This window comes from Novosphingobium sp. PC22D, assembly GCF_002556635.1.
GTDB lineage: Bacteria > Pseudomonadota > Alphaproteobacteria > Sphingomonadales > Sphingomonadaceae > Novosphingobium.
Genome location: NZ_MWMO01000002.1, coordinates 501,300 through 526,704, shown reverse-complemented (window position 1 = coordinate 526,704; position 25,405 = coordinate 501,300). Strand labels below are relative to the sequence as shown.

The window sequence follows — 25,405 nt, the reverse complement described above, 5'->3', positions numbered from 1 at the left end:
GGGCAACCGGTCCCGGCCGACGCCGCGCGTCGTCATCACATAATTCCTGACCGGGCCATGGCCCGAGGTGCGGGCCGTATTGCGACGGCGGACGGTCTCGCACCGCGTGACCGAACGTTCCGTCCCTTCTTTCATCAGCCTTTTGCAGTGCAGCAAGCACCGACTTCTAAAATATAAAATATACGTATTTATACTTATTTATTACTTTTGGATTCACCTTGTGTCACAAGATTAATTGAGGGAACCGGATGGTAAGAAGAAATCCAACGCAAATGATGAACAGAGGTTTGCATGTTGGATACGAATTCCCTCCTAGGTGGTCTAAAGGAGGTAGTTTTATCTTACGAAACTGGTCCGGAATTGTCGGGTTTGCTTGTCGATCTCTCGAAGATCGGTTCGCAATGGTATGGAGCCAGCGCGCTTCATGATGTGATCTTCATGCAGAGCGGCGCGGCCGACTTGGAGCGCTTTCAGGTTAACGGCGGCGCCAACGTGACGCTGGTCGGCGGGCACTTCGCGCCGACCTACAAGAACTCGGCCAGTACGCTCGCGTTCTATGATGTCGCGAACTCGATCCATGTCGTCGGCACCTCCGTCGACAACGCGATGACCGGCGAGCGCGACGGCATCGTCGTTGGTTCATCGGTCTCCCGCCCCGATGTCCTGATCGAATCCTCGTCGGTCACGAATGTCACCGGCAGCTATTCCGCCTACCACGGCGACATCTTCCAGGCCTACGGCCAGGTCGGCGAAGTGGTCATCCGCAATTTCGTCGGCACGAGCAACTATCAGGGCATCTTTCTCGGTGACAAGCCCGAGATGCAGCCGACCTCGCTCACGCTCGACGGCGTGCACCTGGACTATGCCGCGGGCCCCAATGCCTATCCCGTCCTGCTCTGGCTCGGCAACGATGACGGGGCGCAGTTCGCCACGAGCATGACCAACGTCACGTTCGGCGAGGCCGCCGCGCAGCGCGGCACCGATTTCGCGACCGTGATCAACGATGACGGCGGACGGGTTTACGGCAACCTCGATGCGGACGCGGCCAAGTTCGACAGCGCAAGCCTCACCGGCTCCATCAGCTTCACGGACCTTAACGGCGCGCTTCCCTATGGCGGCAAGGCCGGCGCCGGCTTTGACTGGATGCCCGAGGCGGTCGAGGCGCTCGGCGTCGATACCCTTGTGCTCGGCACTTCGGCGAACGACCGCATGCAGGGGACCTGGCAGGCCGACTATTTCTTCGGCGGCTACGGCGCGGACACGATGGAAGGCGGCAATGGCGACGACGTCTACGTCGTCGACAACAAGTACGACAAGGTCGTCGAATACCATGCCGATGGGCGCGGTGGCACCGATACGGTGCTCAGCGCCTATTCCTATACGCTCGGCGACAACGTCGAGAACCTTTCGCTGACTGGAAACGGAGCCATCAGCGGCGTCGGCAATCAACTCGACAACATTCTTCTCGGCGGACTCGGCGCGAACGTGCTCTCGGGCGATGCCGGCGACGACCGGCTCTACGGCGCCGAAGGCAACGACACGCTTTACGGCGGCTGGGGCAAGGATCTCCTCAATGGTGGTACGGGGGCCGACCGCATGGAAGGCCAGTACGGCGACGATACGTATATCGTCGACAATGCCGGAGACGTGGTCGTCGAGTGGTACTGCGACGGACAGGGCGGTTGGGACACCGTCGTATCGGGCATCGATTACGCGCTTGGCGACAACCTCGAGGCGCTGGTCCTCACAGGATCGGCCCTGTCGGGGATCGGCAATTCGCTCGACAACCTGCTCGTCGCCGGACACGCCGCTTCGCGGCTCGAAGGCCTCCTCGGGGATGACATCCTTCTCGGCGGCGCGGGGGACGACCGGCTCGACGGCGGCTGGGGTGACGATCTTCTGATCGGCGGCGAGGGCGGCGACCTGATGATCGGCCAGAACGGCGATGATCGCTACGTCGTCGACGATGTCGCGGACCGGATCGTGGAGTGGCATTCGTACGGCGCGGGCGGCTACGACACCGTCTTCGCGAGCGTCGACTATACCCTTGGCGACAACCTCGAACGGTTGGTGCTTCGGGGCGACGACGATCTCGGCGGAGCCGGCAACTGGCGGGCCAACACCATCATCGGCAACGCCGGCGACAACCACCTGTCGGGCGGCTCGGGCAACGACATCCTCGATGGCGGTGCGGGGCGCGACGTCCTGCGCGGCGGGTCGGGCAACGACATTTTCGTCTTTCGCGCCGGCGAAGCCGATGGGGATCGGATTCTCGATTTCACCAGCGGCGACCGGATCGAACTCGTCGGCTTTGGCGATCGTGCCAGCGCACGCCTGACCGAGGGTGGTCTCGAAATTCTTTCCGACGGAACCCTCGAAGTCATCGAAATCGAGAATGCTTTCTCGGCAGATCAGTCCTGGGATTTCGTCAGCGATACTAAATCATCAATATATGTTGATGAAATGATCCTAGGATATTCGGGATTCTGAATATCAAGAAAAAATATAGACAGCAAATCAAGACATTTATGCAGATCAGGGTGCAATAATGACCGATATTTCGTTTTACATCAAGAATAATACTGCCGACATCGACGGCATCACCGAATGGCTCGGGCGCTCTCCGGACAGCATTCAGCTTCACGGCGGGACGAGAAACTGGGACGACTGGCTGCGTTCGGTGGAGTGGATCGACAACCAGCTCGTCGGCTCGGCCGTGGACAAGATGTGGTCGATCCAGCTCATCCCCTACGGCGCGACGCTCGGCGAGGCCGCCAAGGGAAGCTACAACGACAAGTATCTGGCCATGGCCGAGCAGCTTCTCAAGATCGAGGGCGACCAGGACCAGATCTATGTCCGGCTCGGCTGGGAGTTCAACGGCGACGGGTGGAACTCGTCGTCCGCGGTCGGCCAGCCCGAAAACTATGTCGAGGCGTTTCGCAACTTCGTCGAGATCGCGCATTCGGTGTCGGACAAGTTCGTCTTCGAGTGGTGCCCCAACGTCGGCACGGTGGGGATGCCCGCAGACTCGGCCTATCCGGGCGACGCCTATGTCGACGTCATCGGCGTGGATTTCTACTACAATACCGCGTGGAATTCGCCGGATCCGCAAAAGGCGTTCGATTACTTCGTCAGCCAGCCCTTCGGCCTGCAGTGGCAGCAGGATTTCGCGGCGGCCCATGGCAAGCCGACCGCGATCGGCGAATGGGGGCTGAACAGCGATGCTCCGGAATTCGTCCGGCTCGTGGCGCAGTGGGCCGAAGACCACGACATGCTTTACGTGAATTACTGGGATTCGAACTCGGCGTTCCAGGGCAAGCTCAGCGAAGGCCAGTATCCGATGGCCGGCGAAGCTTTCCTAGAGGCCTTCGCGGGCAGCGACCTCGTTGTGGCGCCCGAGGCGCCGGTCGGACTTGACTCGGCGGCCAAGGCGATCGTGCTCGAAGCCGCGGCGCCGCTGGTCTCGATCGGGTCTTTCCTCGCCGACAGGCTCGACGGGCGCGGCGGCGACGTCGAGATGCGCGGCGGCGACGGCGACGACACCTACGTGGTCGATTCCGAAGGCGATGTCGTGGTCGAATGGTACAATGGCGGCAAGGGCGGGACCGATCTCGTCGAATCCGCGGTCAGCTTTTCGCTCACCGACAACCTGGAGAACCTGACCCTCACCGGGCAGGCCGCGATCGACGGGTTCGGTTCGAACAATCGCAACACGCTGATCGGCAACGACGCGGCCAATCTGCTGGACGGCGGCGGCGATGCCGACACGCTGTACGGCAACGGCGGCAACGACACGCTGCGCGGCGGCATCGGCAAGGATACGCTTTACGGCGGGAGCGGCGACGACATCCTCGAAGGTGGTGAATGGAGCGACATTCTCGACGGCGGCGACGGCGACGACCTGCTCGATGGCGGCAGCGGAAGCGATGCGATGACCGGCGGCGCGGGCAACGACACCTACATCGTCGACAACTACAACGACACCGTCGTCGAAACCGTCGAGGGCGGGCACGACACGGTCAAGTCGTGGATCTCGTACACGCTGGGTGCCAATGTCGAGGAGGTCATCCTGATCGGGGACCGCGCGATCAACGCGACGGGCACCGCTCAGGCCGATGGCCTTACCGGCAACGACGCGAGCAACCTGCTCATGGGCCTGGGCGGCGACGACCGGCTTCACGGCAATGGCGGTGACGACCACCTGATCGGCGGGGACGGAAACGACCTCCTCGACGGCGGGACCGGTGCCGACAAGATGGAAGGCGGCGACGGCGACGACACGTACGTCGTCGACAGCATCGGCGACACCGTTACCGAATGGGTCCACTACGGGCGCGGCGGCGTCGATACCGTCGAGTCATCGATCGACTATGCGCTGGGCGCGAATCTCGAGAACCTGACCCTGCTGGGCGGCGAGAACCTTCGCGCCGTCGGCAACAGCCTCGCCAATGTCATCACCGGCAACGCGGGCGACAACGAGATCGTGGGCGGCAAGGGCAACGATGTCCTCTACGGCGGAGACGGGGCGGACACGTTCGTGTTCACCTCGGACAGCGGTAGCGACGTCGTGATGGATTTCGGCATGGGCGACCGGATCGACCTTCCCGAGACCTTCAAGTCGCAGCAGCAGCCGACCGTCACCGCGAAGGACGGCAACACGATCATCAGCTTCGACAGCGCCGTGATCGAATTGCAGGGCATCGACCCTAGCCATCTCGTCGCCGACGTCGGGGGCTTCCACTTCGGTTGATGATGCCATCGCCACGGCCGGAAACGGCCCTTCCGCGGCCGACACTGCCGTCGGTCGCGGGCGGCTGCCGGTGACACGGCTCCTTGCGATGACATTGGGCTGGCGCCTGGGCCGACACGGAGCCGGGCGGTTCGTCCTGCACCGGCCAAGAGACGGTTCCCGGCGAGGGAGATTGTCCCGGATCGCTCGGGCACCCGGGCGATCCGGTCTGCATTGACGGGGCGCCTCGCGCGCGTTGTCGGTCAGGTTGTCCCTGCGCGCAGCGTGCAGAGCTTGGTGCTTCCCTTCCACAGCTCGACGTCGCGATGGCCGGCTTCGGTGCGGGCGATGAGCAGCGCCTCGCTGGCGTCGGGCGCTTTGAAGTGGAACGGCTTGCTGTCGCAGTCCGTCGTCTCGTCGATGAATTTCAACAGATAACTGAACATTTTCTCTCTCCGGCGATGAGAGAGCGCGCAAGTCTGTCGCAGGCGATCCGCTCCCTCAACATCACAAGGCGAAAACGGGAGCGTTCGTTCCCGGAGAGAAAAATAAAAAATCCATTTCTAACATAAGTTTATTCGTTGTTTGGTGATCATTCCGGGCCGGTGTTTTCGGCAATCAGCGTCCGCGCTTCGGCGAGGGCCCTGGCAGTGTCGGTTTCGCCGTCGACGATATCGTCGGCGGTCTGCAGCAACCGCGCGCTGATGACGGTTCCCGTCTCGGCTTCCTCCTTGATGAAGATGCCGCCGTTCGCCTCCGCGACGCGATCCCACTCGGCCCGCACGCCCTGCCAGTAGTCCTTGGTGCTCGCCCAGTAATCGTCGGCCGCCTTCACCTCGAAACCGTCGAACCGGGTATAGGTGTTCAACACGTATTCCTGAACGATCGGCACGAGCTTGCCGTCCTTGCGGCCCATCTTGGTGTTGTCCTGCCAGTGGATCCAGCCCTCGGGGCCGTTCTGATGCCGGTTGATGGCGTAGTAGCGGTCGTAGACGGGGTGGCGTACAGCATCGCGGCGGGCCAGCGGGCGCCAGGTCCAGTTCGAGCGCCAGCGCCGCACCCCGGCCTGCGTCTCGAACTGTCCCCAGCCGCCGTAACGCGGGGAGTCGTCGACTTGCCAGACGGTCTGCGACCAGCGCCCGGTGCGCATCCGCTCGGGCACGTCTTCCCATTTCCAGGTGTTGGTATCGGCATAGACCAGCACGCGCGCGGGCTCGTATTCCCAATCCTGACGCCAGTGCTTGATGACGTGCGTCTTGCCCTCGTGCTCGATCACCAGCAGGTGTTGCAGCACGATCCTGCGTCCGGTGTCCTCGATCACCCGTACGACCTCGTTGCCGCCCGAGATCTTGCGGTCGAGCGGGGAATAGGCGGGGTCCCAGCGCGTGCTCTCCTGCATGTCGAAGCGCACCTTGTAGTTGCCCGCCATGGCGAGGATGTCGGCGCGATCCTCCTCGAAACCGGCGGCAGCCGCCTCGGCGGTGATCGGCGGATGCGCGAGCGCCGGGCTGGTGGCGAAGGCCAGCGCCAGAAGGCTGCCGGCAAGAAGCTTGGTCAGGTGTTTCATGTTGATGGCTCTCCCTCGAACCTAGAAGCGATAGGTAAGCGAAACGCTCGCGTTGCGGCCGGGCTGGGTATAGGCGTCGGTCACGCTCGATGTACTGGCAAGGCCGCGCACGTCGCTCCACCAGGCGTACTTCTCGTCCAGCAGGTTGAACACACCGGCGCGCAGCTTGAGTGCCTCGGTGAGCGCCGCGAAGGCGGTCAAATCCAGGATCGTGAAGGCATCGGGGCGAAAGCAGCTCGGCGTGCACAGACCGGTGGTGCGATCGAGCGCCTTCTGCGCGCTGTGCGTGGCGATGACTTGCGCGCCGAAGCGTCCGCCCGGATCGCGGTATCCCGCGCCCGCCACCAGCTTGAGCGGATCGACCGTGGACAGCGGCGTGCGCGCGCCATCGGGATCGATGACCGTTCCCTTGGCATAGGACAGCGCGAGGTTCGCGTGGAGGCCGCTGGCCGACCGCGCCTCGAACCGCGCTTCGGCTCCCTTGACCCGCACGCGATCGAGATTGACGAACTGGTAGACGGCGGGGTCGGTCGGCGTGAAGCTGCCCGAGACCACTTCCTGGCTGATGAAATCGCGATAGCGCGAAGAGAAGGCGGTGAGATCGAGGCTGACATGCCGCGACGTCAGCCGCAGTCCGCCCTCGAAACTCTCGCTGCGCTCGGGTCCGAGATCGGGATTGGGGCGCGAGGTGTAGCCGAAGGCGAGGTTCTCGAAGAACTGGTTCACCTGCCCCGGCTCGGGCGCCTTGAATCCGGTCGCGTAGTTGGCGAATATCCGCACGCCCTCCGCCAGTTTCCATACCGCGCCGAGCTTGGGCGAGAGCCGCGAATCCTTCTGTCCGCTGGCATCGAATTGCGGCAGCAGCGGGTCGTTGCGCGGCGACAGGTCGTACCAGTCGAAGCGCAAGGCCGGATAGAGCGTCAGCGCGCCGTCAGCGATGCCGATCTCGTCGCCGACGAACAGGCCGACGCGGGTGAAATCGGTGGAGGGAAACGCGCGGGTCGGGAATGTCTCTCCGAAGGGCGGAACCGTGCCGTCGCGCAGGCCCTCCTGCCGTGTCCGGTTCACGTCGCCTCCGAACACCAGCCGGTGGAGCACGGGCCCGGTGGCGAAGTCGGCGCGGGCATCGGCCGCGGCGCCGATCACCCTGTTCTCGAAGGTATTGAGCCGCTCGCGGTCCTCGGCGGGAGTCCGATCCTCGTCGGTGAACTGCACGTCCTCGCCGTCCTGCCAGAAGACAGCGGCATGGGCGTAGTCGATCGCGCCGGTTCCCTCCCAGGTCCAGTCGAGCGTCACACGCTTGCGCTTGCCCGTGTCGCGTGCCCGCAGCAGTTCCACGGTCGAGCTGAGGTTGGTCAGGCCATCGGTGTCGAGGCGGGTATCGACGTATTCGCCCGTCAGGCGCAGTTTGTGCCCGCCCGCCGGTTCGTAAACCAGCCGGCCGAGCACCGCGTCCGAACGGCCGTCCTGCGGATTGGGCTTGGTGCGCGCGGCGCCCGTGCCCCCGACAGTGCCCTTGTTGTCGAGCTCTTCGAAATCGCGGCGGGTGTAGGCCGCCATCATCGACCACTCGCCGAAACGGCCCGCAAGAATCGCGGTTTCGGCGAACTCCTGGTCCGCGCTCGCATAGGATGCCCGCACGAACCCGCCGATCCTCTCGTTCGCATCGAGGAAGTCGGCCGGGTCGGCGGTGATGAAGCTGACCGCGCCGGCCAGTCCGTCGCTGCCGTAGAGCGCCGAGGAGGGGCCGCGCAGGATCTCGACCGACTTGATCAGGCCAAGGTCGACGTAATCGCCGCGGCCCGAAGCCTGCGCGCCGAAACTGAATCCATCGGGCACGCGCACGCCGTCGACCTGGATGAGCACTCGGTTGCCGCCGATGCCGCGGATGTTGAAACCGGCGTTCCCGTCGCGGCCCGTCGAGCCGAGCGCCGCGCCGAAGCGCGCGGGCTGGCGCTGCACGCTGACGCCCGGTTCGAAACGAACGAGATCCTTGATGTCGGTCGCCATTTCGTCGGCGATCTCCTCGGAGGACTTGACCGATACGGTGGCGGGCACGTCCTCGATCCGTACCGGCGTGCGCGTCGCCGTCACGACGATCTGGTTCAGCCGGTTGAGCCAGAAAAGCCCGTCGTTGTCCTGCGCCGACGCCGGCGGGCTCAGCAGAGCGAAGGCCATGGCCAGAGTGGCGCAGGCAGGGCGCGGGGCCCGCCTGCCGGGCGCTTTCGCCTCGCGGCAGCTTCCTTCACCAAGAGGACGACGATCGCGCTCCACAAAACCCCCTTTTGATAATGCAAGTGATTCGCATTAACATTCTATTTGCATCGAGGAGGGAGGTCGTCAAGCAGCTTGCGGACGAGGCCGTGAGGTGAACGATCCCGCCGCCGGGCGCGCGGCGAAAACCATCGTGCCGCGATGCTTTGGGCGGAGTTCTTGCGATCTCGTGCTTCGCGGCGGAGGCCGGCAGTTGCGGTGCGATCTTCGGTACGCCGAAGTCGGCGGGCCCTCGATCCCCTCGGGATCGGCGATGCGCTTGCCGAGCATGCCAGGAGGTGCACTGCCTTGCGACATGGCGGGGTGACCGGCCCCCGGTCGCGCCGGCTCCAGCGCTCAAACGGCGGGCCCCGGCGAGCCGGGCAGGACCTGAGGCGGCGGTGAGGGGCGGCGCGCCCCCGCCCGCCGGTCAGTCCTGGCGTTTCTGAAAGACCTCGCCGGCGACGGGCATGGCCGAGAACACGTTGGGCCAGCCCGCATAGAAGGCAAGGTGGTGAAGCAGTTCCGATGCCTCCGGCCTGGTCAGACCGTTGTCCATCGCCCGGTTGAGGTGAAAGCCGATCTGCTCCGTCTGGCCCGCCGCGACGAGCGCCGCGACCGTCACGAGGCTGCGGTCGCGCGGAGCGAGCGCCGGCCGCAGCCAGAGATCCTGGAACAGCAGCCGGGTCGTGTCGTCGACCACGCCTTGCGAGATCGAGCCGTAGGTGTCCTGGACGGTCTTCTGCCGCTGGGCCTCGGCCTCCTCGTCGAGCGGCAGCAGGTCGCTCGGGTCGGCCGGAGGCATCGGGGCCGCGTCCACGCCGCGTGCTTCGAAGACTTCCGCAACGCGCGGAGCCGCCTCCATCGCGTTCTGCCAGCCGGCATAATAGGCGAGGTGATAGAGCACCTCGGAAATCTCGGAAGGCTTCACGCCGCTGTCGAGTGCCCGGGCGGTATATTCGGCCAGGCTGTCGGTCTGGTTGCGCGCCACCAGCACGGCCACGGTGGCAAGACCGCGATCGCGTGCGGACAGCGCCTCGTTGCGCCACAGGCGACCCAGGATTTCGTCGCGGTTCGCATTTTCGAGCGCGGGTGAGACTGTCATGTCGGAATCCTTGATGCTGGTTGTCGGCTGGCTCAGGGCGGGGGCGGCGACGAACAGCGCTGCCGCGGTCAGGATCGGCAGTGTCTTGGTGGCCAAGGTTGGGTCTCCTGTGCTGCGATCGGGCGGACGACCCCCGCCGTGGGAGGAGGGAGGGAAGGCGAGGGCCGTCCTTTCGCGATCTTGCGTCGCGATTACTTCGCTCGAGCCTTGTCCTGGAACACCGGGAAGGCGCTTGCGTCACCGTAATCCTCGATCGGTGCGAGGGACTTGAGCTTTTCCATGTCGGCGTCGCTGATCTCGAAATCGACATCGGAATTGCTGCGCATGTGGGCCGGATTGGCGGTCTTGGGCAGCGGCAGCAGGCCGAGTTGCAGGCAATAGCGGATCGCCAGCTGCGGCACGCCGACGCCGTAGGAGCGGGCCATCGCGGTAAGTGTCTCGTCGCTCAGGATCTTGCCGTGGCCGACGGGCGAATAGGCCTCGACCCGAACGTCCTTGCTCTCGATGTAGTCGATCAGGTCGAACGGGGTGTTGCTGACATGGGCGAGGATCTGGTTGACCGCTGGCCGGACCGAGCCGTTCTCGAGGATGTTGTCGAGATCGACCTTCTCGAAGTTGGACAAGCCGATGGCGCGGATCTTGCCGGCCTGCTGGGCCTCCTCGAGCGCGCGCCAGGCTTGCAGGTTGCCGTCGAAGAAGTGCTCGCCTTCGCGGAATTGCGCCCAGGGCTGCGGGCTGTGGATGATCATCATGTCGATCATGTCCAGCCCCATCGTCTTCAGCGAGCCGTCGATGGCCTCGCGCGCGCCGTCGAGATCCTTGACCTCGGCCGCCAGCTTGGTCGTGACGAACAGTTCGTCGCGCGCGATGCCGCAAGTGCGGATGCCTTCGCCGACTCCGCGTTCGTTGCCGTAGGCCTGCGCCGTGTCGAAATGGCGATAGCCGATCTCGGCTGCTGCGCGCACGGCCTGCGCCACCTTGTCGTCGTCAATGAACCACGTGCCGAGGCCGAGCTTGGGAATGACGACGCCGTTGTTCAGCGTGTAGGTTTCTTCGAGTATCATGCTTCGAGCCTTTCCGTTTCTTCGATTTGGCATGGCGTCGCGCTGGTTCTGCAACAGACGATTCCGAGCGCGCCGAGCAGCGAGAATGCGGCGGACAGCAGGACCGCGTGGTTCCAGCCTTCAAGCAGCCCCGCGACGCCGCCTTTCGCCCCGGCGTGGGTGATGAGGACGGCGCAGATCGTGATGCCGGTCGCCGAACCGACATAGCGCGCGGTGTTATTGGCGCCGCTGCCCATCGCGCTGCGGTCCGTCGGCACGCTGGCCACGGCCTGTCGTCCCAGCGAGGCGTTGAGCACACCGTTGGCGGCGCCCGCCAGGATCATACCAGGCAGCAGGCGCAAGACCGAACTGTCTGCGGCTACGCCGAACACGGCGACCTGGCCGATCGCGCAGCCCACCAGACCGCCGACGAGCAGGGTCTCGGAAGACGCGGGCAGCCAGCGCACCGCGTAAGCCGTGATCGCGGTCGTTCCCGACCATGCGATGAGCACGAAGGCAGTCGCTATCGTGCTCACGCCCATCGCCCGTTCGAGCAGCGTCGGGATCAGCGACATCAGCGACAGGACGCCCGCGCCCGAAGCCAGCGCGCCGATGGTGGCGCCGGTGAAGGCCGGGCGGCGGAACAGGCCGATGTCGAGCATCGGCTCCGCGATGCGGCTTTCGACAACGACGAAGGCGGCCAACAGCGCCATCCCGCCGAACAGCATCGCGTAGACCAGCGGCTGGTCCCAGCCCGAGCGGCTCTGGGTCAGGCCGCCAAGCAGCGCGGCAAGTCCGGTTCCCAGCAGGATCGTTCCCGCCAGATCGACCTTTCGCGGTCTGGCCGCGGCGGACTCGGCGAGGAAAAAGCGCCCCGCCAGCGCGAGTGCCCCCGCGGCAAGCCCGGTAAACCAGTGCGGTGCGGTCCACCCGGCGAGGCCGTCGAGCCCCGCCGCCAGCACCGGCCCTGCGGCGACGCCCGCTCCGAGCGCCGCCGCCCAGATGCCGGACGCGCGGGTGAGCGCATGGCCGAAGTAGGCCTGCCCGATGATACCGAGCCCGCACGACAGCAGCGCCGCCCCGCCGATGCCCTGCACGATGCGGCACAGGATGAGCATGAGCGGCGAGAGCGACAGGGCCGCGCCCACCGAGGCGACCGCGAGCAGCGCCGCCCCCGCGACGAATGTCCGCCGCCGTCCGTAGTCATCGCCGATCGCCCCACTGGCGAGCAGGCCGATCGCGGCGCCGACGCTCATCGCGCTCAGGATCCATGCCTGCGCGCCGGGCCCCGCGGCCAAAGCCCGGGCCGTCGAGGTAAGCGTCGTCAACGGGACCGTGAAGACGACGAGAACCAGCGCGGTCGCCGCAGACACTACGGCCAGCGTGGTGCCGTCGCCGCGATCGTCGCTGGCGCGCGCGTTCATCGGTGGGGATGCCGGGGCCACGATCAGCGTTCTTTCGGGCGCTCGCCGTAGCCGGGCTGCTTGAGGAGCGTGTCCCACTTCGACAGAATATCCGGCCCGAAGACGGCATTGTTCCAGTCGGCGGCAGGGACCTCCTCGAAGCCGACCGACACCGACTGCTCGCCGTATCCGAGGATGGCGGTCACGTCGGCGACGATGGCGTCCGAAAGGGCGCGCTTCTGTGCTTCGGACTTGCCCGGCCAGAGCTTGACGACCACGTGGGGCATCGTCAGCCCTCGTCGGAGCCGGCGAGGTATTCCTCGTCGGTGACCTTCTCGAGCCAGGTCACGTTCTTGCCGTCGAGCGATTCCTGGATCGCGATATGGGTCATCGACGAATGGGGCGTGGCCCCGTGCCAGTGCTTCTTGTCCTTGGGGCAGAGCATGATGTCGCCTTCGTGGAACTCGATCTTGTCCTCGCCGTCCACCTGCGTCCAGCCGATACCGTCGGTGACGATCAGCGTCTGTCCGAGCGGGTGCGTATGCCAGGCGGTGCGGGCGCCCGGTTCGAAGGTGACGATTGCGCCGGTGATGCGTGAAGGCTCGTCGCGAGCGAACTGGCCCTTGATCGTGGCCTTTCCGGTGAAGTAGTCCTCGGGGCCCTGGACTTCCTGCTGTTCCTCGCTGCGAAGTATCTTCATCGCTTCATCTCCTTGTCGCGCCGGCGCGGCATTCGCGCTTGTCGCCACGAAGGCCGCCAGCATCGCCAGTCTCGTTCGGGGTGCCAAATTCCGGCTCCTTTGGTTTCATGAGCGCCCATACGGGCACCCACTCAATCAGGTAGCGCCGCAAAGAGTTCCCGATTAGGGGGCGCGAGGGCAACGAACTGATGAGCCGGACTCAACAATGCGTCGGTGCGCCGCGACGAAGCGCGCTGGTCTTTCCGGCAGAGCATGGCGGCGCCACGCCCGTCTTTGAGGCGGCCGGTTGCGCTTCACGCGCCTCGGCCTAAACTGAATCGATGAAATTCCGACACTTCGCGCTCGTTCCGGCCCTGCTTGCGGCCGCCGTTTCCGTTCCCGCTCTCGCCAAGGTCGAGGTCGATCCCGGCAATCTCGAACGCGACGTGCGCACCCTGGCGTCCGACGTGTTCGAGGGGCGCGCGCCCGGCACCAGTGGCGAGGATCGCACGATCGGTTACCTGATCGCCCGGTTCCAGGACATCGGGCTCGAACCGGCGGGGCCGGACGGAAGCTGGGTGCAGGCGGTGCCGCTGCTGCACACACGGCTCGGCGAGGGCACGATGGCCTTTGCCACGCCGCAAGGCGCGATGCCCGCCAATCAGGGCGAGCAGGTCTACGTCTCGACGCTCAGACCCGACGACCAGGCGCGGATCGCCAAGGCGCCCGTGGTGTTCGTCGGTTACGGCGTGAGGGCACCCGAACGCGGCTGGGACGATTTCAAGGGCGCGGATCTCAAGGGCAAGGTCGTCGTCTTCCTCGTCAACGATCCCGATTTCGCCGCCGCCCCCGGCGAGCCGGCCGCCGGCAAGTTCGGCGACCGCACGATGACCTACTATGGCCGCTGGACCTACAAGTTCGAGGAAGCCGCGCGGCAGGGCGCGGTCGGCGCTCTGATCGTCCATGAAACCGAGGCGGCGGGCTACGGCTGGAACGTCGTCGTCAGCCCGGGCGGCGAGAATTACGACATCGCGCGCAAGCCAGAGGATCTGACCACGCTGGCGCTGCAGGGGTGGGTCGCGGGCGATGCGGCGGAAAAGCTGTTCGCCTCGGCCGGTCTCGATCTCGCGGGCCTGCGAAAGCGGGCGCGTTCGCCGCAGTTCCGCCCGGTGACGCTAGAAGGCGTGACATTCGACGCGACCGTTCCCGTCGAGCATGAGCGGATCGAGAGCCACAACGTGCTCGCGCGCATCCCGGGCAGCGAGCGGCCCGAGGAGACCGTCAGCCTCGGCGCGCACTGGGACGCCTACGGCGAGGGCAAGCCCGAGGCGCAGGGCCGCAAGTACCGCGCCGGCGCCAACGACGACGCGCTGGGCATCGCCGCGCTGTTCGAGATCGCGCGCAGCATGAAGGCGGGGCCGCCGCCCGAGCGCAGCGTTCTGTTCGCGGCGTGGACCGCCGAGGAACGCGGCCTGCTCGGCTCCGAGTACTACGCCGCCAATCCGGTCTATCCGCTCGAGACCACGGTCGCCAACCTCGCGATCGACATCCTGCAGACCGCCGGGCGCGCGAGGGACGTGGTGCTCGTCGGCAAAGGGCAGGACAGTCTCGAGGACGACATGGCGCGGGTGGCGAAGGCGCAGGGCCGCACCGTCACGCCCGAAAGTCTGCCCGAGCGCGGACTGTTCTACCGCGCCGACCACTTCTCCTTCGCCAAGCGCGGGGTGCCGGTGATGCTGCTGATGGGCATCGCCGGAGCCTCGGACCTCGTCGAAGGCGGGCGCGAGGCGGGGCAGGCCTGGATCGATGCCTATACCGGCGATTGCTATCATCAGGCCTGCGACGCCTGGGACGAGAGCTGGAACCTCGCCGGTGCCGTAGAGGACATCGAACTCGTGGGCACCATCGCCGAGCAACTCGCGAACGCCCAGAGCTGGCCGAGCTGGAAGGACGGCTCGGAATTCAAGGCCATCCGGGCGAAGAGCGCGGCCGCACGCCGCTGACCGGCGGCGCGCTTCGCTGCCGCCGGGGCGCGGGGACCCGTCCGCTCGTCGGCAAGCCGCGCGGCTTGACAGCCGGGAGTGCGCTCGCTAGCCGGGCCGCTATTGCGAATTATTTGCAGAAGAACGAGGGTGACGCAGAAGGCGATCCGCGGCTGGTATCTCGTCCACAAGTGGACCAGTCTGGCATGCACGCTCTTCCTGCTGATGCTCTGCGTCACCGGTCTCCCGCTCGTATTTCATCATGAGATCGACGAACTGAGCGAAGCCGCGCCGCACTACGGCATGCCGGGCGTCGGCTCGTCGGGCGAGGCGCCGGGGCTGCTCCCGCTCGATGCCATGCTGGCGCGCGCGCTCGCCGCGCGTCCCGGCGAGGTGCCGGTGTTCATGGCCTTCGACAACGATCAGCCCTCGATGACGGTCACAACCGCCCCGCGCCCGGACTCGCCCGCAAGCGAGATGACGGTGCAGATTTTCGACCGCTCGACCGGTCGCGCGCTCGGCGCCGAGGACGACAGTGGCGTCATGCACTTCCTGCTCCAGCTTCACACCGACATGTTCCTGGGGCTGGCGGGCATGTTGTTCCTGGGAGCGATGGGGTTGCTGTTCGTCGCGGCGATCGTTTCAGGCGTGGTGCTCTACGCCCCGTTCATGCGCAAGCTGGACTTCGGCACCTTGCGCGTATCGCGCAGCGCGCGGGTAAAGTGGCTCGATTATCACAACCTGCTGGGCATCGTCGCGCTCGCGTGGATGACCGTGGTCGGCGCGACCGGGGTGATCAACGCGCTGGCCACGCCGATCACCGATCTGTGGCAGAGCCGCGAGCTGGCCGCGATGACGCGCGCCTACGCGGCGAAGGGGGCGGTGCCGCCCTCGCGCTATGGCTCACTCGACAACGCGATGGCCGAGGCGCGCAAGGCGCTGCCGGGCAGCAACCCCCAGTTCATCGCCTTCCCGGGCGGCAGCTTCAGCTCGAAGCATCACTACGCGGTGTTCTTCCAGGGCGACACGCCGCTGACCGAGCGATTGCTGACACCGGCGCTGATCGATGCCGAAACCGGCGTGTTCACCGACGCGCGGCCGATGCCCTGGTACTATCAGGCGCTGTCGCTGTCGCGGCCGCTGCACTTCGGCGATTACGGCGGACTGCCGCTCAAGCTGCTGTGGGCGGTGCTCGACCTATTCACGATCGTGGTGCTGGCGACGGGCGTCTACCTGTGGCTGGGCAAACGCCGCAATTCCGTCGCCTCCCATGTCCGCGAGGTCGAGAGCGGCGGCGTTCTGGCGCCCGCGGCATGACGCGCGGCGGTCGGCGGAGCGGGCGGCTGGGGGCGACCTTCGCGATGCCGGCCGCGATCTGCGTGGCCGGCGTGATCGGTCTCGTCAGTGCGTTGACCGGAGACGGCTGGCGCGACGCGCTCGCCTGGGTCGGGCTCGCGGTGCCCGTCATCGCCACGGCCTGGGCAATGGCGACACGGCGAAAATGAAGGAAAGGGCGCGATGCAATCAAGCGCGCGCAATAAGGAAAAGCAATGAAGACACAACGATTTCGCGCCGTCGCAGGGTTCGGCGCCTCGCTGCTGGCCGTGGCGCTCGCCGCGCCGGCGAGCGCGCAGGAGGAGAGCAGGGAGGAGATCATCGTCATCGCCCAGCGGCAGAATGCCACGGGCGTCGCGCGCGAAGGCAGCCTCGGCGTGCTCGGCGACAAGGCGGCCGAGGATGTGCCCTTTGCGATCAAGAGCTACAACGCCGCGCTGATCCTCAACCAGCAGCCGCAGACGCTGGGACAGGTGCTCGAGAACGATCCCTCGGTCCGGACCAGCTACGGCTTCGGCAATGCCGCCGAGCAGTTCGTGATCCGCGGCTTCTCGCTGGCCGGCGACGACGTCGGCTTCGATGGTCTCTACGGCATCACCCCGCGCCAGCTCATCGCGCCCGAACTCTATGAGCAGGTCCAGGTGCTCAACGGCGCGAGCGCCTTCCTCAACGGCGCCGCGCCGGGCGGGTCGGGCGTCGGCGGCAGCGTCAACCTGATCCCCAAGCGCGCCGGCAGCAAGGCGTTGACCCGGCTGACCGCCAACTACACCTCGAGCGCACACTTCGGCGGCAGCTTCGACGTCGCCCGGCGCCTGGGCGCGGGGGGCGAGTGGGGCGTACGCGTGAACGGCGCGGCGCGGCGCGGCGATGTCGCGATCGACGATGAGTTTCGCAGCACTTACGTGATCGGCGGCGCGATCGACTACGATTCCGGGCCGCTGCGGCTTTCGCTCGATCTGGCCTACCAGCGCGTGCACGTCGCGCGGCTGCGGCCCAAGCTGACGCTGGGCGCAGGCATCACCGCCATCCCGCGTGTCCCCGAGGCTGACGCGAACTACGGCCAGCCCTACCAGTTCACGACGCTGCGCGATATCTACGGCGAATTCCGCGCTGAATACGACTTGTCCGACGATGCGATGCTCTACGCCGCGTTCGGCGCGCGCGACGGGTCGGAAAACGGCTATTACAGCACCCTGACCCTGACCGATCTCGCGAGTGGCGAGGCCACCGTCTCGGGCTCGCTGATCCCGCGCACCGACAACAATGAAGCGGCGACCGCGGGCCTGAGGGTCAAGCTGGGCTCGGGCGGCATCACGCAGGAGTTCAACTTCGGCGGCTCGGCGATCTGGCAGGTCAACCGCAACGCTTACGAGTTCTATGCGGAATCGTCCGAAATCAACAACATCTACGCGCCGGTCACCGTCGAGCAGCCCTCAATGGTGACGTTCTTCGGCGGCGATCTCGACGATCCGTTCCCGATCTCACGCACACGCCTGATGAGCGCGTTCGTTTCAGACACCATCGGCGTGTGGGACGATCGCATCCTGCTGACGGCGGGCATGCGGTTGCAACAGATCCAGACCAAGTCCTATTCGGCCTTCACGCGCGAAAAGGTCGACGAGTACAAGCAGGACGCGGTGACGCCCGTCGTCGGCGTGGTAATCAAGCCGGTCGCAGGCGTCTCGCTCTACGCCAACCGCATCGAGGCGCTGGTGCAGGGCTCGGCCGCGCCGGCCGCGAGCGGCGACATACCCGTCAGCAACGCCGGGCAGGTGTTGCCGCCGATAAAGTCGAAGCAGTACGAGGTGGGCGGCAAGCTGACGCTACCGCGCTTCTCGGCGAGCCTCGCGCTGTTCCAGATCGACCGCGCGACCGCGATCCTGACGCCCGATCCCGATCGCGCCGGGTTCCTGCGCTATGGCCCCAACGGCATCCAGCGCAATCGCGGCATCGAACTGAGCTTCGAGGGCGAGCCGGTCGACGGCCTCAGGATCATCGCCGGCGGCTCGATCCTCGACGCCAAGCTGCGGCGCACGGCGGATGGCGTGAACGAGGGCAACGATGCGATCGGCGTGCCCGACTATCTCGTCAACGCCAACGTCGAGTGGGACGTGCCGTTCGTCCCGGCGCTGACGCTGACGGGCCGCGTCGTCCACACCGGCGAGCAGCCCGCCAACGCGGCGAATACGCTGAGCCTCGACGACTGGACCCGCTTCGATCTCGGCGCGCGTTACGTCGTCGTCGTGGGCGATAATCCGCTTACCCTGCGCTTCCTCGTCGATAACGTGGCGGACAAGCGCTATTGGTCGACCTCGTTCGACACGTTCCGGCCCGACTTGCTCCAGGGCGCGCCGCGCACGTTCAAGCTCTCGGCTTCGATCGATCTCTAGGACGTGCCCGCTCGCGCGTCGGGCGCGGCGATCTAGCGGAGCTGGCGCTTGTCGAGCTTGCGCGCGAGCGTGCGCCGATGCATCCCCAGCCGCCGCGCGGCTTCGGAGATGTTGAAGTCGCACTCGGCGAGGACGCCGTGGATATATTCCCATTCCACCGTCTTGATCGTGCTCTTGCGCCCTTCGAGCGGGACGTCGGGATCGCCCGTCGTCCGGCCGAAGGCTTCCTCGATGTCGTCGGTGTTGGCGGGCTTGGCGAGGTAGTGTGACGCGCCGAGCTTGATCGCCTCGACCGCCGTCGCGATCGAGGCGAAGCCTGTCAGCACCACGATCCGGGTCGCCGCGTCGGCCTCGTGGAGCATTCGCACGCACGAGAGCCCGGATGCCGTGCCGAGCTTGAGGTCGACGACGGCGAAATCGAACCGCAGGCCTCCCTCAAGCAGCGCTTCGAGTTCGTCCGGACTGGCGGCATGCGCGGTCTCGTAGTCGCGCCGCTCGAACGACCGGCGCAGGGTGCGGGCGAAGGCGGGATCGTCCTCGACGATGACGAGGCGCATGGAACCGGCGGTCATCGGGTATTCTCCATTTCGATCGCGAGCGCGGCGAGCGGCACGGTCAGCCGCACTTGCGCGCCGCCCTCCCGGCGATTGGCCACTTCGACCTTGCCGCCGAGCTTGCGCACGACGTTGACGACGAGAAACAGGCCGAGCCCCCCACCCGTCTTCTGCTTGGTCGAGGAATAAGGACGGCCGAAGGCTTCCATCATTTCGGGCGCGAAGCCGGGGCCCCGGTCGAGCACGTCGAGCACCAGCAGCGCGCCGGCGCGCTGCAGGTGGATGGTCGTGCCTTCCGGCGAGACTTCGAGCGCATTGTCAATGACGTTGCCGATCACTTGCCGCAGCGCCGGATCGGAAACGATCGCAACGTCCTCGCCGAAGTCGTCGATCAGGACGATTTCGCCCGAGGTCCGGTCGCGCCAGTCGGCGATGACGTCCGCAAGGAAGGCATGGACCGTGGTGACCGAGGGGTTCTCGCCGCGAATCTCGCCCGCCGACATCAGGATGCCGCCGACGATCAGCTTGCAGCGCTGCAATTCGTCCTGCATCTCGGCAACGTCGACCGCGATCTCCTCGTCGGCCGACACCTTGGGATGGCGCGCGAGATCGCCCAGGATCACCGACATCGAGGACATCGGCGTGCCCAGTTCGTGCGCCGCGCCCGAGGCGAGCAGACCCATGCGCACGATGTGATCCTCTTCCAGCGCGCGCTGGCGGATCGCGGCGAGCGCCGCGTCGGCCTCACGCAGGTTGCGGCTGATCCGCGTCACCAGCACGACCAGCAGGACCGCGCTCAGCAGGAAGCAGACGAGGCTGCCTTGCAGGTAGAGCGCCAGCGGGTCGTCGGCGTAGCGCGGCGGCAATTCAAGCGGCTCGGGCCCCAGCGTGAGTACGCCGAGCGCGACGAGGATGGCCGCGACGACACCCCACGACGAGCGCGCCTCGAGCAGCATCGCGCCGACCACCACCTGGAGCAGGAACAGCCACGCGAAAGGATTGGTCAGCCCGCCGCTGTGAAAGAGCTGCCACGACAGCGCGAAGACGTCGAGCAGCAGTGCTCCGGTCAGTTCGAGGTTGGAGACGCTCGTCCGCCGGCGCAGGTAGGGCAGGCTGACGATGTTGATCAGCGCCAGCAGCAGCGGCATCGTCAGCAATTGCGCCAGCGGCAGGTCGATATCGAGGATCTGCCAGGCGACCATGATCGTGACGAGCTGCCCGCCGACCGCGATCCAGCGGAGCTGAAGCAGCAGCAGCATGTTGCGCAGGCCCGCATCGGCAGGGAACTCTGCGTCCGCCTTCGGAGACGTCATCGTCGACATGAGTACACCTAGGCCATAGCGCGAAGCGGCCTTCGGGTCTCCCCTGCGATATGCCAGGCTCCGCCAAGGCAGAGCAGTGCCATGGCGAACCAGGTCAGCGCGTAGACCGCGTGGTTGTCGGCAAAGCGAACGACGGTAAGCCCGCCCACCGGTTCGCCGGGCGCGTTGCGCGCGGCATCGGCGTCGATGAAATAGGGAGCGGCGCGCGAAAGGCCGCTGGAATGGGCGATCGCGGCGACGTCGCGCGAATACCAATTGCCCGCTTGCGGATCGTTCGCGTGCAGGAATCCGCCGCCGGGCTCCGTGATGCGAAGCAGGCCGGTGATCGTCACGGGCCCGCGGACTTCGGGCCGCTGCGCATCGCGTGCGCTCTGGGCGATGAAGCCGCGATTGACGAGGACGGTGAACGCGCCCGTGTCCAGCGGGGTCAGCACCCAGTAGCCCGAGCCGAGATCGCTGACCGCGCGCACCAGCGTTTCCCTGTCGTAGTCGAACTGGCCCCGCACGCGGACATGGCGATAGGCATCGTCCATGGCGTTTATCCCGGCCCATGTTCCCGGGCCCGGCGCCGCGACGGGCGCGGCGCTGGTACGCGCCTCGACCGTCGCGATCAGCGCGTGCTTCCATGTCAGCCGCTCGACCTGCCACACGCCCAGCGCGACGAAGATCGCGGCGAAGGCAAGCAGGGCGCCCGCGAGGATCGCGGGCGAGCGCCGGGCGGCGCGGGCCGTCACGGCATCTGGCTCATGTCGGGCGGCATCGGCATCATGTTCGTGTTGAGGTGGTACATGACCCAAAGCGATCCGGTCATCATGATGACCACCAGGATGATGGTGAAGATCAGCGCGGTCAGCGTCCAGCCGCCTTCCGCCTTGCCGTTCATGTGCAGGAAGTAGATCATGTGGACCACCATCTGCACCAGCGCGAAGCCCAGAATCAGCGCGGCGGTGACACCGGGGCTGGCGAGCGGACGGGCCATGACCAGCCAGAACGGAATGGCGGTGAGCACGACAGACAGGCCGAAGCCGATCAGGTAGTCGCGCAGCGAGCCGTGGTTGCCGCCGTGGTCGTCGTGGTGGCCGGCGGTTTGTTCGTGGGCGCTCATCGCAGCATCCCCATCAGATAGACGATTGTGAAGACGCCGATCCAGATGACGTCGAGGAAGTGCCAGAACAGGCTCAGGCACTGGAGGCGGCGCTTGTTGGCCTCGATCAGCCCCTTGCGCGAGATCTGGACGACCAGGGTGAACAGCCAGATCGTGCCGAAGGTGACGTGCAGCCCGTGCGTGCCGACCAGCGTGAAGAAGGCCGAAAGGAACGCGCTTCGCTGCGGCGTCGCGCCGATGTGGATCAGGTGCTGGAACTCGTAGAGCTCGATCGCGAGGAAGGCCCCGCCGAACACCGCTGTGATCAGCAGCCACAGGCGCGTCTGGTTGAGCTGGTCGCGCTGCATCGCCAGCATGGCGAACCCGTAGGTGATCGAGGAGAACAGCAGCATCGCGGTGTTGACCGCGACCAGCGGCAGCTCGAACAGGTCCTTCGGACCGGGCCCGGCGGCGTAGTTCCCGCCGAGCACGGCATAGCAGGCGAACAGGATCGCGAAGATGAGGCAGTCGCTCATCAGGTAGATCCAGAAGCCGAGCATCGTCGAGTGACCGTCGGGGTGGTCATGCTCATCGAGGTCGTAGAAGCGCAGATCGGCCTCGGGCGTGATGGCGATGGCGGTCATGGGTCAGGCTCCTGCCGCGAGCGCGCGCGTCCGGCCGGTCTCGACCGTCTCGACCGTCGCGGCCGGGATGTGGAAGTCGCGCTTGTAGTTGAAGGTATGGCCGATCGCGACGACGAGGATTCCCGCGAAGGCGAGGCCGGCCAGCCACCAGACGTACCAGATCAGCCCCACGCCCATGACCAGCGACAGCGCCGACAGGATCACGCCGGTTCCCGTGCCTCTGGGCATGTGGATCGGGCGATAGCCGGACAGCGGACGCTCGTGGCCGCGCGTCTTCATGTCGTACCAGGCGTCGAGCGAGTGGACCACCGGGGTGAAGGCGAAGTTGTATTCGGGCGGCGGCGAGGAGGTCGACCATTCGAGCGTGCGGCCGCCCCAGGGGTCGCCGGTGGTGTCGCGAAGCTGGTCGCGCTTCCAGATCGAGACGCCGAACTGGACGAGCATGGCGCCGATGCCGGCGGCGATGATCACCGCGCCGAGCGCGGCGATGGCGAACCAGATCTGCAGGCTCGGATCGTCGAACACCCGCATCCGGCGCGTCACGCCCATCAGGCCGAGCACATAGAGCGGCATGAAGGCGAGCCAGAAGCCGACCACCCAGCACCAGAAGCTGATCTTGCCCCAGAACGGATCGAGCCTGAAGCCGAAGGCCTTGGGCCACCAGAAGTTGATCGCCGCGAACAGCCCGAACAGCACCCCGCCGATGATCACGTTGTGAAAGTGCGCGATCAGGAACAGCGAGTTGTGCAGCACGAAATCGGCGGGTGGCACCGCCAGCAGCACACCGGTCATGCCGCCGACCACGAAGGTGAGCATGAAGGCCACCGTCCACATCATCGGCAGCTCGAAGCGGATGCGTCCGCGGTACATGGTGAACAGCCAGTTGAACAGCTTGGCGCCGGTCGGGATCGAGATCACCATCGTGGTGATGCCGAAGAAACTGTTGACGCTGGCGCCGGAGCCCATCGTGAAGAAGTGGTGCAGCCACACGACGTACGACAGGATGGTGATGACCACCGTCGCGTAGACCATCGAGGTATAGCCGAACAGCTTCTTGCCCGAGAACGTCGCGGTAACTTCAGAGAACACGCCGAACAGCGGCAGGATCAGGATGTAGACCTCGGGGTGGCCCCAGATCCAGATCAGGTTCACGTACATCATCGGCGAGCCGCCGAAGTCGTTGGTGAAGAAGTTGGTGCCGACGTAGCGGTCGAGACTGAGCAGCGTGAGCACGGCGGTCAGCACCGGGAAGGACGCGACGATCAGCACGTTGGTGCACAGCGAGGTCCAGGTGAAGACCGGCATTTTCATCAGCGTCATGCCCGGCGCGCGCATCTTGAGGATCGTCGCGATCAGGTTGATGCCCGACAATGTGGTGCCCACGCCCGCGATCTGCAGCGCCCAGATGTAGTAGTCGACGCCCGTTGCCGGGCTATAGGCGATGCCCGACAGCGGCGGATAGGCGAGCCAGCCGGTCTGCGCGAACTCGCCGACGAACAGCGACATCATGACGAGCACCGCGCCCGCCGTCGTCATCCAGAAGCTGAAGTTGTTGAGGAACGGGAATGAGACGTCGCGCGCGCCGATCTGCAGGGGCACGACGTAGTTCATCAGGCCGGTGACGAAGGGCATCGCCACGAAGAAGATCATGATCACACCGTGCGCGGTGAAGACCTGATCGTAGTGGTGCGCGTTGAGATAGCCTTCCGAACCATTGAAGGCCCAGACCTGTTGCAGGCGCATCATGATCGCATCGGCAAAGCCGCGCAGGAACATGACGAGCCCCAGGACCATGTACATGATGCCGATCTTCTTGTGGTCGACACTGGTGAACCACTCGTTCCACAGCCAGCCCCACAGCTTGAATCGGGTGATCAGCGCCAGCACGGCGAGGCCGCCGATCGCGACCGCGGCGAAGGTCCCGACGATGATCGGTTCGTGCAGCGGCAGCGCGTCGAGCGTGAAGCGCCCGAAGATCGGGCTTATGGGCGTGGGTTGTGCGGTCATTACGGCTTGCCTGTGGCGGGAGGGGCGGGGTCGAAGGCGACGACGCGGCGGGCATCGTCGCTTGTGCCGGGGCGGCGCTCTCCGGGCCTTGAGAGCCCGGCGCCGAGGAGGGGAGAGGGATCGACCGGCGCGGCGAGCCCGGAACCGGCGCCGTCACCCGCTTCGGGTTCGCACAGCGCGGTGACCGCGCCGCGCCTGGGCGCCGGGTTCGAACCGCGCGCGGCGAACTTGTCGTAGGACAGACGGCGGGTGTTGTGGATGCCGGCAAGGCCGAGGCCGCCCCTGGCGTCGATCGCCATCATGTCGCGCATGCACATCTTGCCTGGCTCCACGCACATGTTGACGACGGCATCGAACAGGCCCGGCTCGACGCTTGCGAAGCGGCGGTGCGGCTCGTTCTCGCTCGGCTGCTCGAGCCTGAGATAGGCCAGGCGGTCGAGCGTGTTTCTGGATTGCCGGGCATCGCGGGCCCAGGCGGCGAAACCCGCGTCGTCGAGGCCGTTCACCGCGAAGCGCATGTGCGAAAAGCCCGCGCCGCTGTAGTTCGCGGAAAAGCCCTCGTAGCGGCCCGGCTCGTTGAGCACGGCGTGGAGCTTGGTCTCCATGCCGGGCATGGCATAGATCTGCCCGGCGAGCGCGGGCACGTAGAAGCTGTTCATCACCGAGGAGGCCGAGATGCGAAAGCGCACCGGGCGATTCGTGGGCAGCGCCAGTTCGTTGACCGTGGCGATGCCCTGCTCGGGATAGATGAACAGCCATTTCCAGTCGAGCGCGACGACCTGGATGTCGAGCGGCTTTTCCGTCGCGGCGACCGGCCGGCCCGGCGCGGTGCGGCCGATTGCGCGATAGGGATCGAGCAGGTGCGTGCCGACCCAGGTCAGCGCGCCCAGACAGATGATGATCAGCAGCGGCGCGGCCCAGATCACCAGCTCGAGCTGGGTCGAGTGATCCCAGTCCGGCTCGTAGCGGGCCTCCTTGTTGGCGGCGCGGTAGCGCCAGGCGAACACGATCGTGAGCGCCATGACCGGCACGATGATCAGCAGCATCAGCACCGTGGAGATCATCACCAGGTCGCCCTGCCGGCGGGCGACGTCGCCCGCCGCGTCGAGCACCACCATCTTGTTGCACCCGGCCATGGCCGGCAGCGCGGCAAGCGCTGCGGCGGGCCGCAGGATCGACCGGAATCGTCTGGGGAAGGACAGCATGCCGGGCGCCTAGTCGAGCCATGCTGCACTGCACATAGGACATTTTGTCCAATCCCTTTGATCAGGATCAATGACCATTGGGGTGCGATATCCGCTCCGGCGG

Annotated in this window: 21 protein-coding genes; 6 read left to right on the top strand and 15 right to left on the bottom strand. The window is 66.1% G+C overall.

Annotation, left to right across the window (positions count from 1 at the left end; all coding sequences use genetic code 11):
- Nucleotides 1-360 precede the first annotated feature (360 nt).
- Together B2G71_RS05955 and B2G71_RS05950 are read left to right on the top strand one after the other, a co-directional pair.
- Entirely contained in the window at nucleotides 361-2,490 is a 2,130-nt protein-coding gene (locus tag B2G71_RS05955) for a calcium-binding protein (RefSeq protein WP_168176276.1), read from the top strand.
- A gap of 58 nt (nucleotides 2,491-2,548) precedes the next feature.
- Nucleotides 2,549-4,750: a glycosyl hydrolase gene (locus B2G71_RS05950; RefSeq protein WP_098104797.1), complete on the top strand. Its 2,202-nt coding sequence runs from the start codon at nucleotides 2,549-2,551 to the stop codon at nucleotides 4,748-4,750.
- A gap of 242 nt (nucleotides 4,751-4,992) precedes the next feature.
- Here B2G71_RS05950 and B2G71_RS05945 read toward each other — a convergent pair whose 3' ends face one another.
- The 8 genes from B2G71_RS05945 to B2G71_RS05910 form a co-directional block, all read right to left on the bottom strand.
- Complete coding sequence (locus B2G71_RS05945) at nucleotides 4,993-5,175, bottom strand: hypothetical protein (RefSeq protein WP_098104796.1); 183 nt, start codon at nucleotides 5,173-5,175, stop codon at nucleotides 4,993-4,995.
- Between the two features lie 146 nt (nucleotides 5,176-5,321).
- The gene (locus B2G71_RS05940; RefSeq protein WP_098104795.1) at nucleotides 5,322-6,296 is read right to left on the bottom strand and encodes a DUF6607 family protein; all 975 of its coding nucleotides are present in this window, start codon (nucleotides 6,294-6,296) and stop codon (nucleotides 5,322-5,324) included.
- Between the two features lie 21 nt (nucleotides 6,297-6,317).
- Nucleotides 6,318-8,474 (bottom strand): TonB-dependent hemoglobin/transferrin/lactoferrin family receptor, encoded by a 2,157-nt coding sequence (locus tag B2G71_RS05935; RefSeq protein WP_098104794.1) that lies wholly within the window; start codon nucleotides 8,472-8,474, stop codon nucleotides 6,318-6,320.
- Nucleotides 8,475-8,979: 505 nt separating this feature from the next.
- Nucleotides 8,980-9,750, bottom strand: a complete 771-nt coding sequence (locus tag B2G71_RS05930) for a carboxymuconolactone decarboxylase family protein (protein ID WP_206049316.1) — start codon at nucleotides 9,748-9,750, stop codon at nucleotides 8,980-8,982.
- A 95-nt stretch (nucleotides 9,751-9,845) separates the two neighbouring features.
- Nucleotides 9,846-10,718: an aldo/keto reductase gene (locus B2G71_RS05925; RefSeq protein WP_098104793.1), complete on the bottom strand. Its 873-nt coding sequence runs from the start codon at nucleotides 10,716-10,718 to the stop codon at nucleotides 9,846-9,848.
- Nucleotides 10,715-12,142, bottom strand: a complete 1,428-nt coding sequence (locus tag B2G71_RS05920; RefSeq protein WP_206049307.1) for an MFS transporter — start codon at nucleotides 12,140-12,142, stop codon at nucleotides 10,715-10,717. Before B2G71_RS05920 ends, B2G71_RS05925 begins: the two co-directional genes overlap by 4 nt.
- 2 nt (nucleotides 12,143-12,144) lie before the next feature.
- Nucleotides 12,145-12,387, bottom strand: a complete 243-nt coding sequence (locus B2G71_RS05915) for a tautomerase family protein (RefSeq protein WP_098104791.1) — start codon at nucleotides 12,385-12,387, stop codon at nucleotides 12,145-12,147.
- A gap of 2 nt (nucleotides 12,388-12,389) precedes the next feature.
- Complete coding sequence (locus B2G71_RS05910; protein ID WP_098104965.1) at nucleotides 12,390-12,800, bottom strand: cupin domain-containing protein; 411 nt, start codon at nucleotides 12,798-12,800, stop codon at nucleotides 12,390-12,392.
- A gap of 320 nt (nucleotides 12,801-13,120) precedes the next feature.
- Between B2G71_RS05910 and B2G71_RS05905 the strand changes: the two genes are divergently transcribed.
- The 4 genes from B2G71_RS05905 to B2G71_RS05890 all read left to right on the top strand — a co-directional run bounded on the left by B2G71_RS05905 (nucleotide 13,121) and on the right by B2G71_RS05890 (nucleotide 18,486).
- A complete protein-coding gene (locus B2G71_RS05905; RefSeq protein ID WP_098104790.1) occupies nucleotides 13,121-14,782 on the top strand; it encodes a M28 family peptidase in 1,662 nt (553 codons plus the stop codon).
- A 129-nt stretch (nucleotides 14,783-14,911) separates the two neighbouring features.
- Nucleotides 14,912-16,078 (top strand): PepSY-associated TM helix domain-containing protein, encoded by a 1,167-nt coding sequence (locus tag B2G71_RS05900; RefSeq protein WP_098104789.1) that lies wholly within the window; start codon nucleotides 14,912-14,914, stop codon nucleotides 16,076-16,078.
- Complete coding sequence (locus B2G71_RS05895; RefSeq protein WP_098104788.1) at nucleotides 16,075-16,266, top strand: hypothetical protein; 192 nt, start codon at nucleotides 16,075-16,077, stop codon at nucleotides 16,264-16,266. The genes B2G71_RS05900 and B2G71_RS05895 overlap by 4 nt, the downstream gene beginning before the upstream one ends.
- 45 nt (nucleotides 16,267-16,311) lie before the next feature.
- The gene (locus tag B2G71_RS05890; RefSeq protein WP_098104787.1) at nucleotides 16,312-18,486 is read left to right on the top strand and encodes a TonB-dependent siderophore receptor; all 2,175 of its coding nucleotides are present in this window, start codon (nucleotides 16,312-16,314) and stop codon (nucleotides 18,484-18,486) included.
- A 32-nt stretch (nucleotides 18,487-18,518) separates the two neighbouring features.
- On the opposite strand, the gene B2G71_RS05885 is transcribed toward B2G71_RS05890, so the two are convergent.
- The 7 genes from B2G71_RS05885 to cyoA are packed head-to-tail and all read right to left on the bottom strand — an operon-like array spanning nucleotide 18,519 to nucleotide 25,302.
- The gene (locus B2G71_RS05885) at nucleotides 18,519-19,058 is read right to left on the bottom strand and encodes a response regulator transcription factor (protein ID WP_098104786.1); all 540 of its coding nucleotides are present in this window, start codon (nucleotides 19,056-19,058) and stop codon (nucleotides 18,519-18,521) included.
- Nucleotides 19,055-20,362, bottom strand: a complete 1,308-nt coding sequence (locus tag B2G71_RS05880) for an ATP-binding protein (RefSeq protein WP_098104785.1) — start codon at nucleotides 20,360-20,362, stop codon at nucleotides 19,055-19,057. The genes B2G71_RS05885 and B2G71_RS05880 overlap by 4 nt, the downstream gene beginning before the upstream one ends.
- Nucleotides 20,363-20,370: 8 nt before the next feature.
- Complete coding sequence (locus B2G71_RS05875) at nucleotides 20,371-21,096, bottom strand: SURF1 family protein (protein WP_098104784.1); 726 nt, start codon at nucleotides 21,094-21,096, stop codon at nucleotides 20,371-20,373.
- Nucleotides 21,093-21,467, bottom strand: coding sequence for a cytochrome o ubiquinol oxidase subunit IV (gene cyoD, locus B2G71_RS05870; protein ID WP_098104783.1), 375 nt, complete (start codon nucleotides 21,465-21,467; stop codon nucleotides 21,093-21,095). The genes B2G71_RS05875 and cyoD overlap by 4 nt, the downstream gene beginning before the upstream one ends.
- Nucleotides 21,464-22,090, bottom strand: a complete 627-nt coding sequence (cyoC, locus tag B2G71_RS05865; protein ID WP_098104782.1) for a cytochrome o ubiquinol oxidase subunit III — start codon at nucleotides 22,088-22,090, stop codon at nucleotides 21,464-21,466. Before cyoC ends, cyoD begins: the two co-directional genes overlap by 4 nt.
- 3 nt (nucleotides 22,091-22,093) lie before the next feature.
- Nucleotides 22,094-24,097, bottom strand: coding sequence for a cytochrome o ubiquinol oxidase subunit I (gene cyoB, locus B2G71_RS05860; RefSeq protein WP_098104781.1), 2,004 nt, complete (start codon nucleotides 24,095-24,097; stop codon nucleotides 22,094-22,096).
- Nucleotides 24,097-25,302: a ubiquinol oxidase subunit II gene (gene cyoA / locus B2G71_RS05855; RefSeq protein WP_098104780.1), complete on the bottom strand. Its 1,206-nt coding sequence runs from the start codon at nucleotides 25,300-25,302 to the stop codon at nucleotides 24,097-24,099. Before cyoA ends, cyoB begins: the two co-directional genes overlap by 1 nt.
- Between the last annotated feature and the right edge of the window lie 103 nt (nucleotides 25,303-25,405).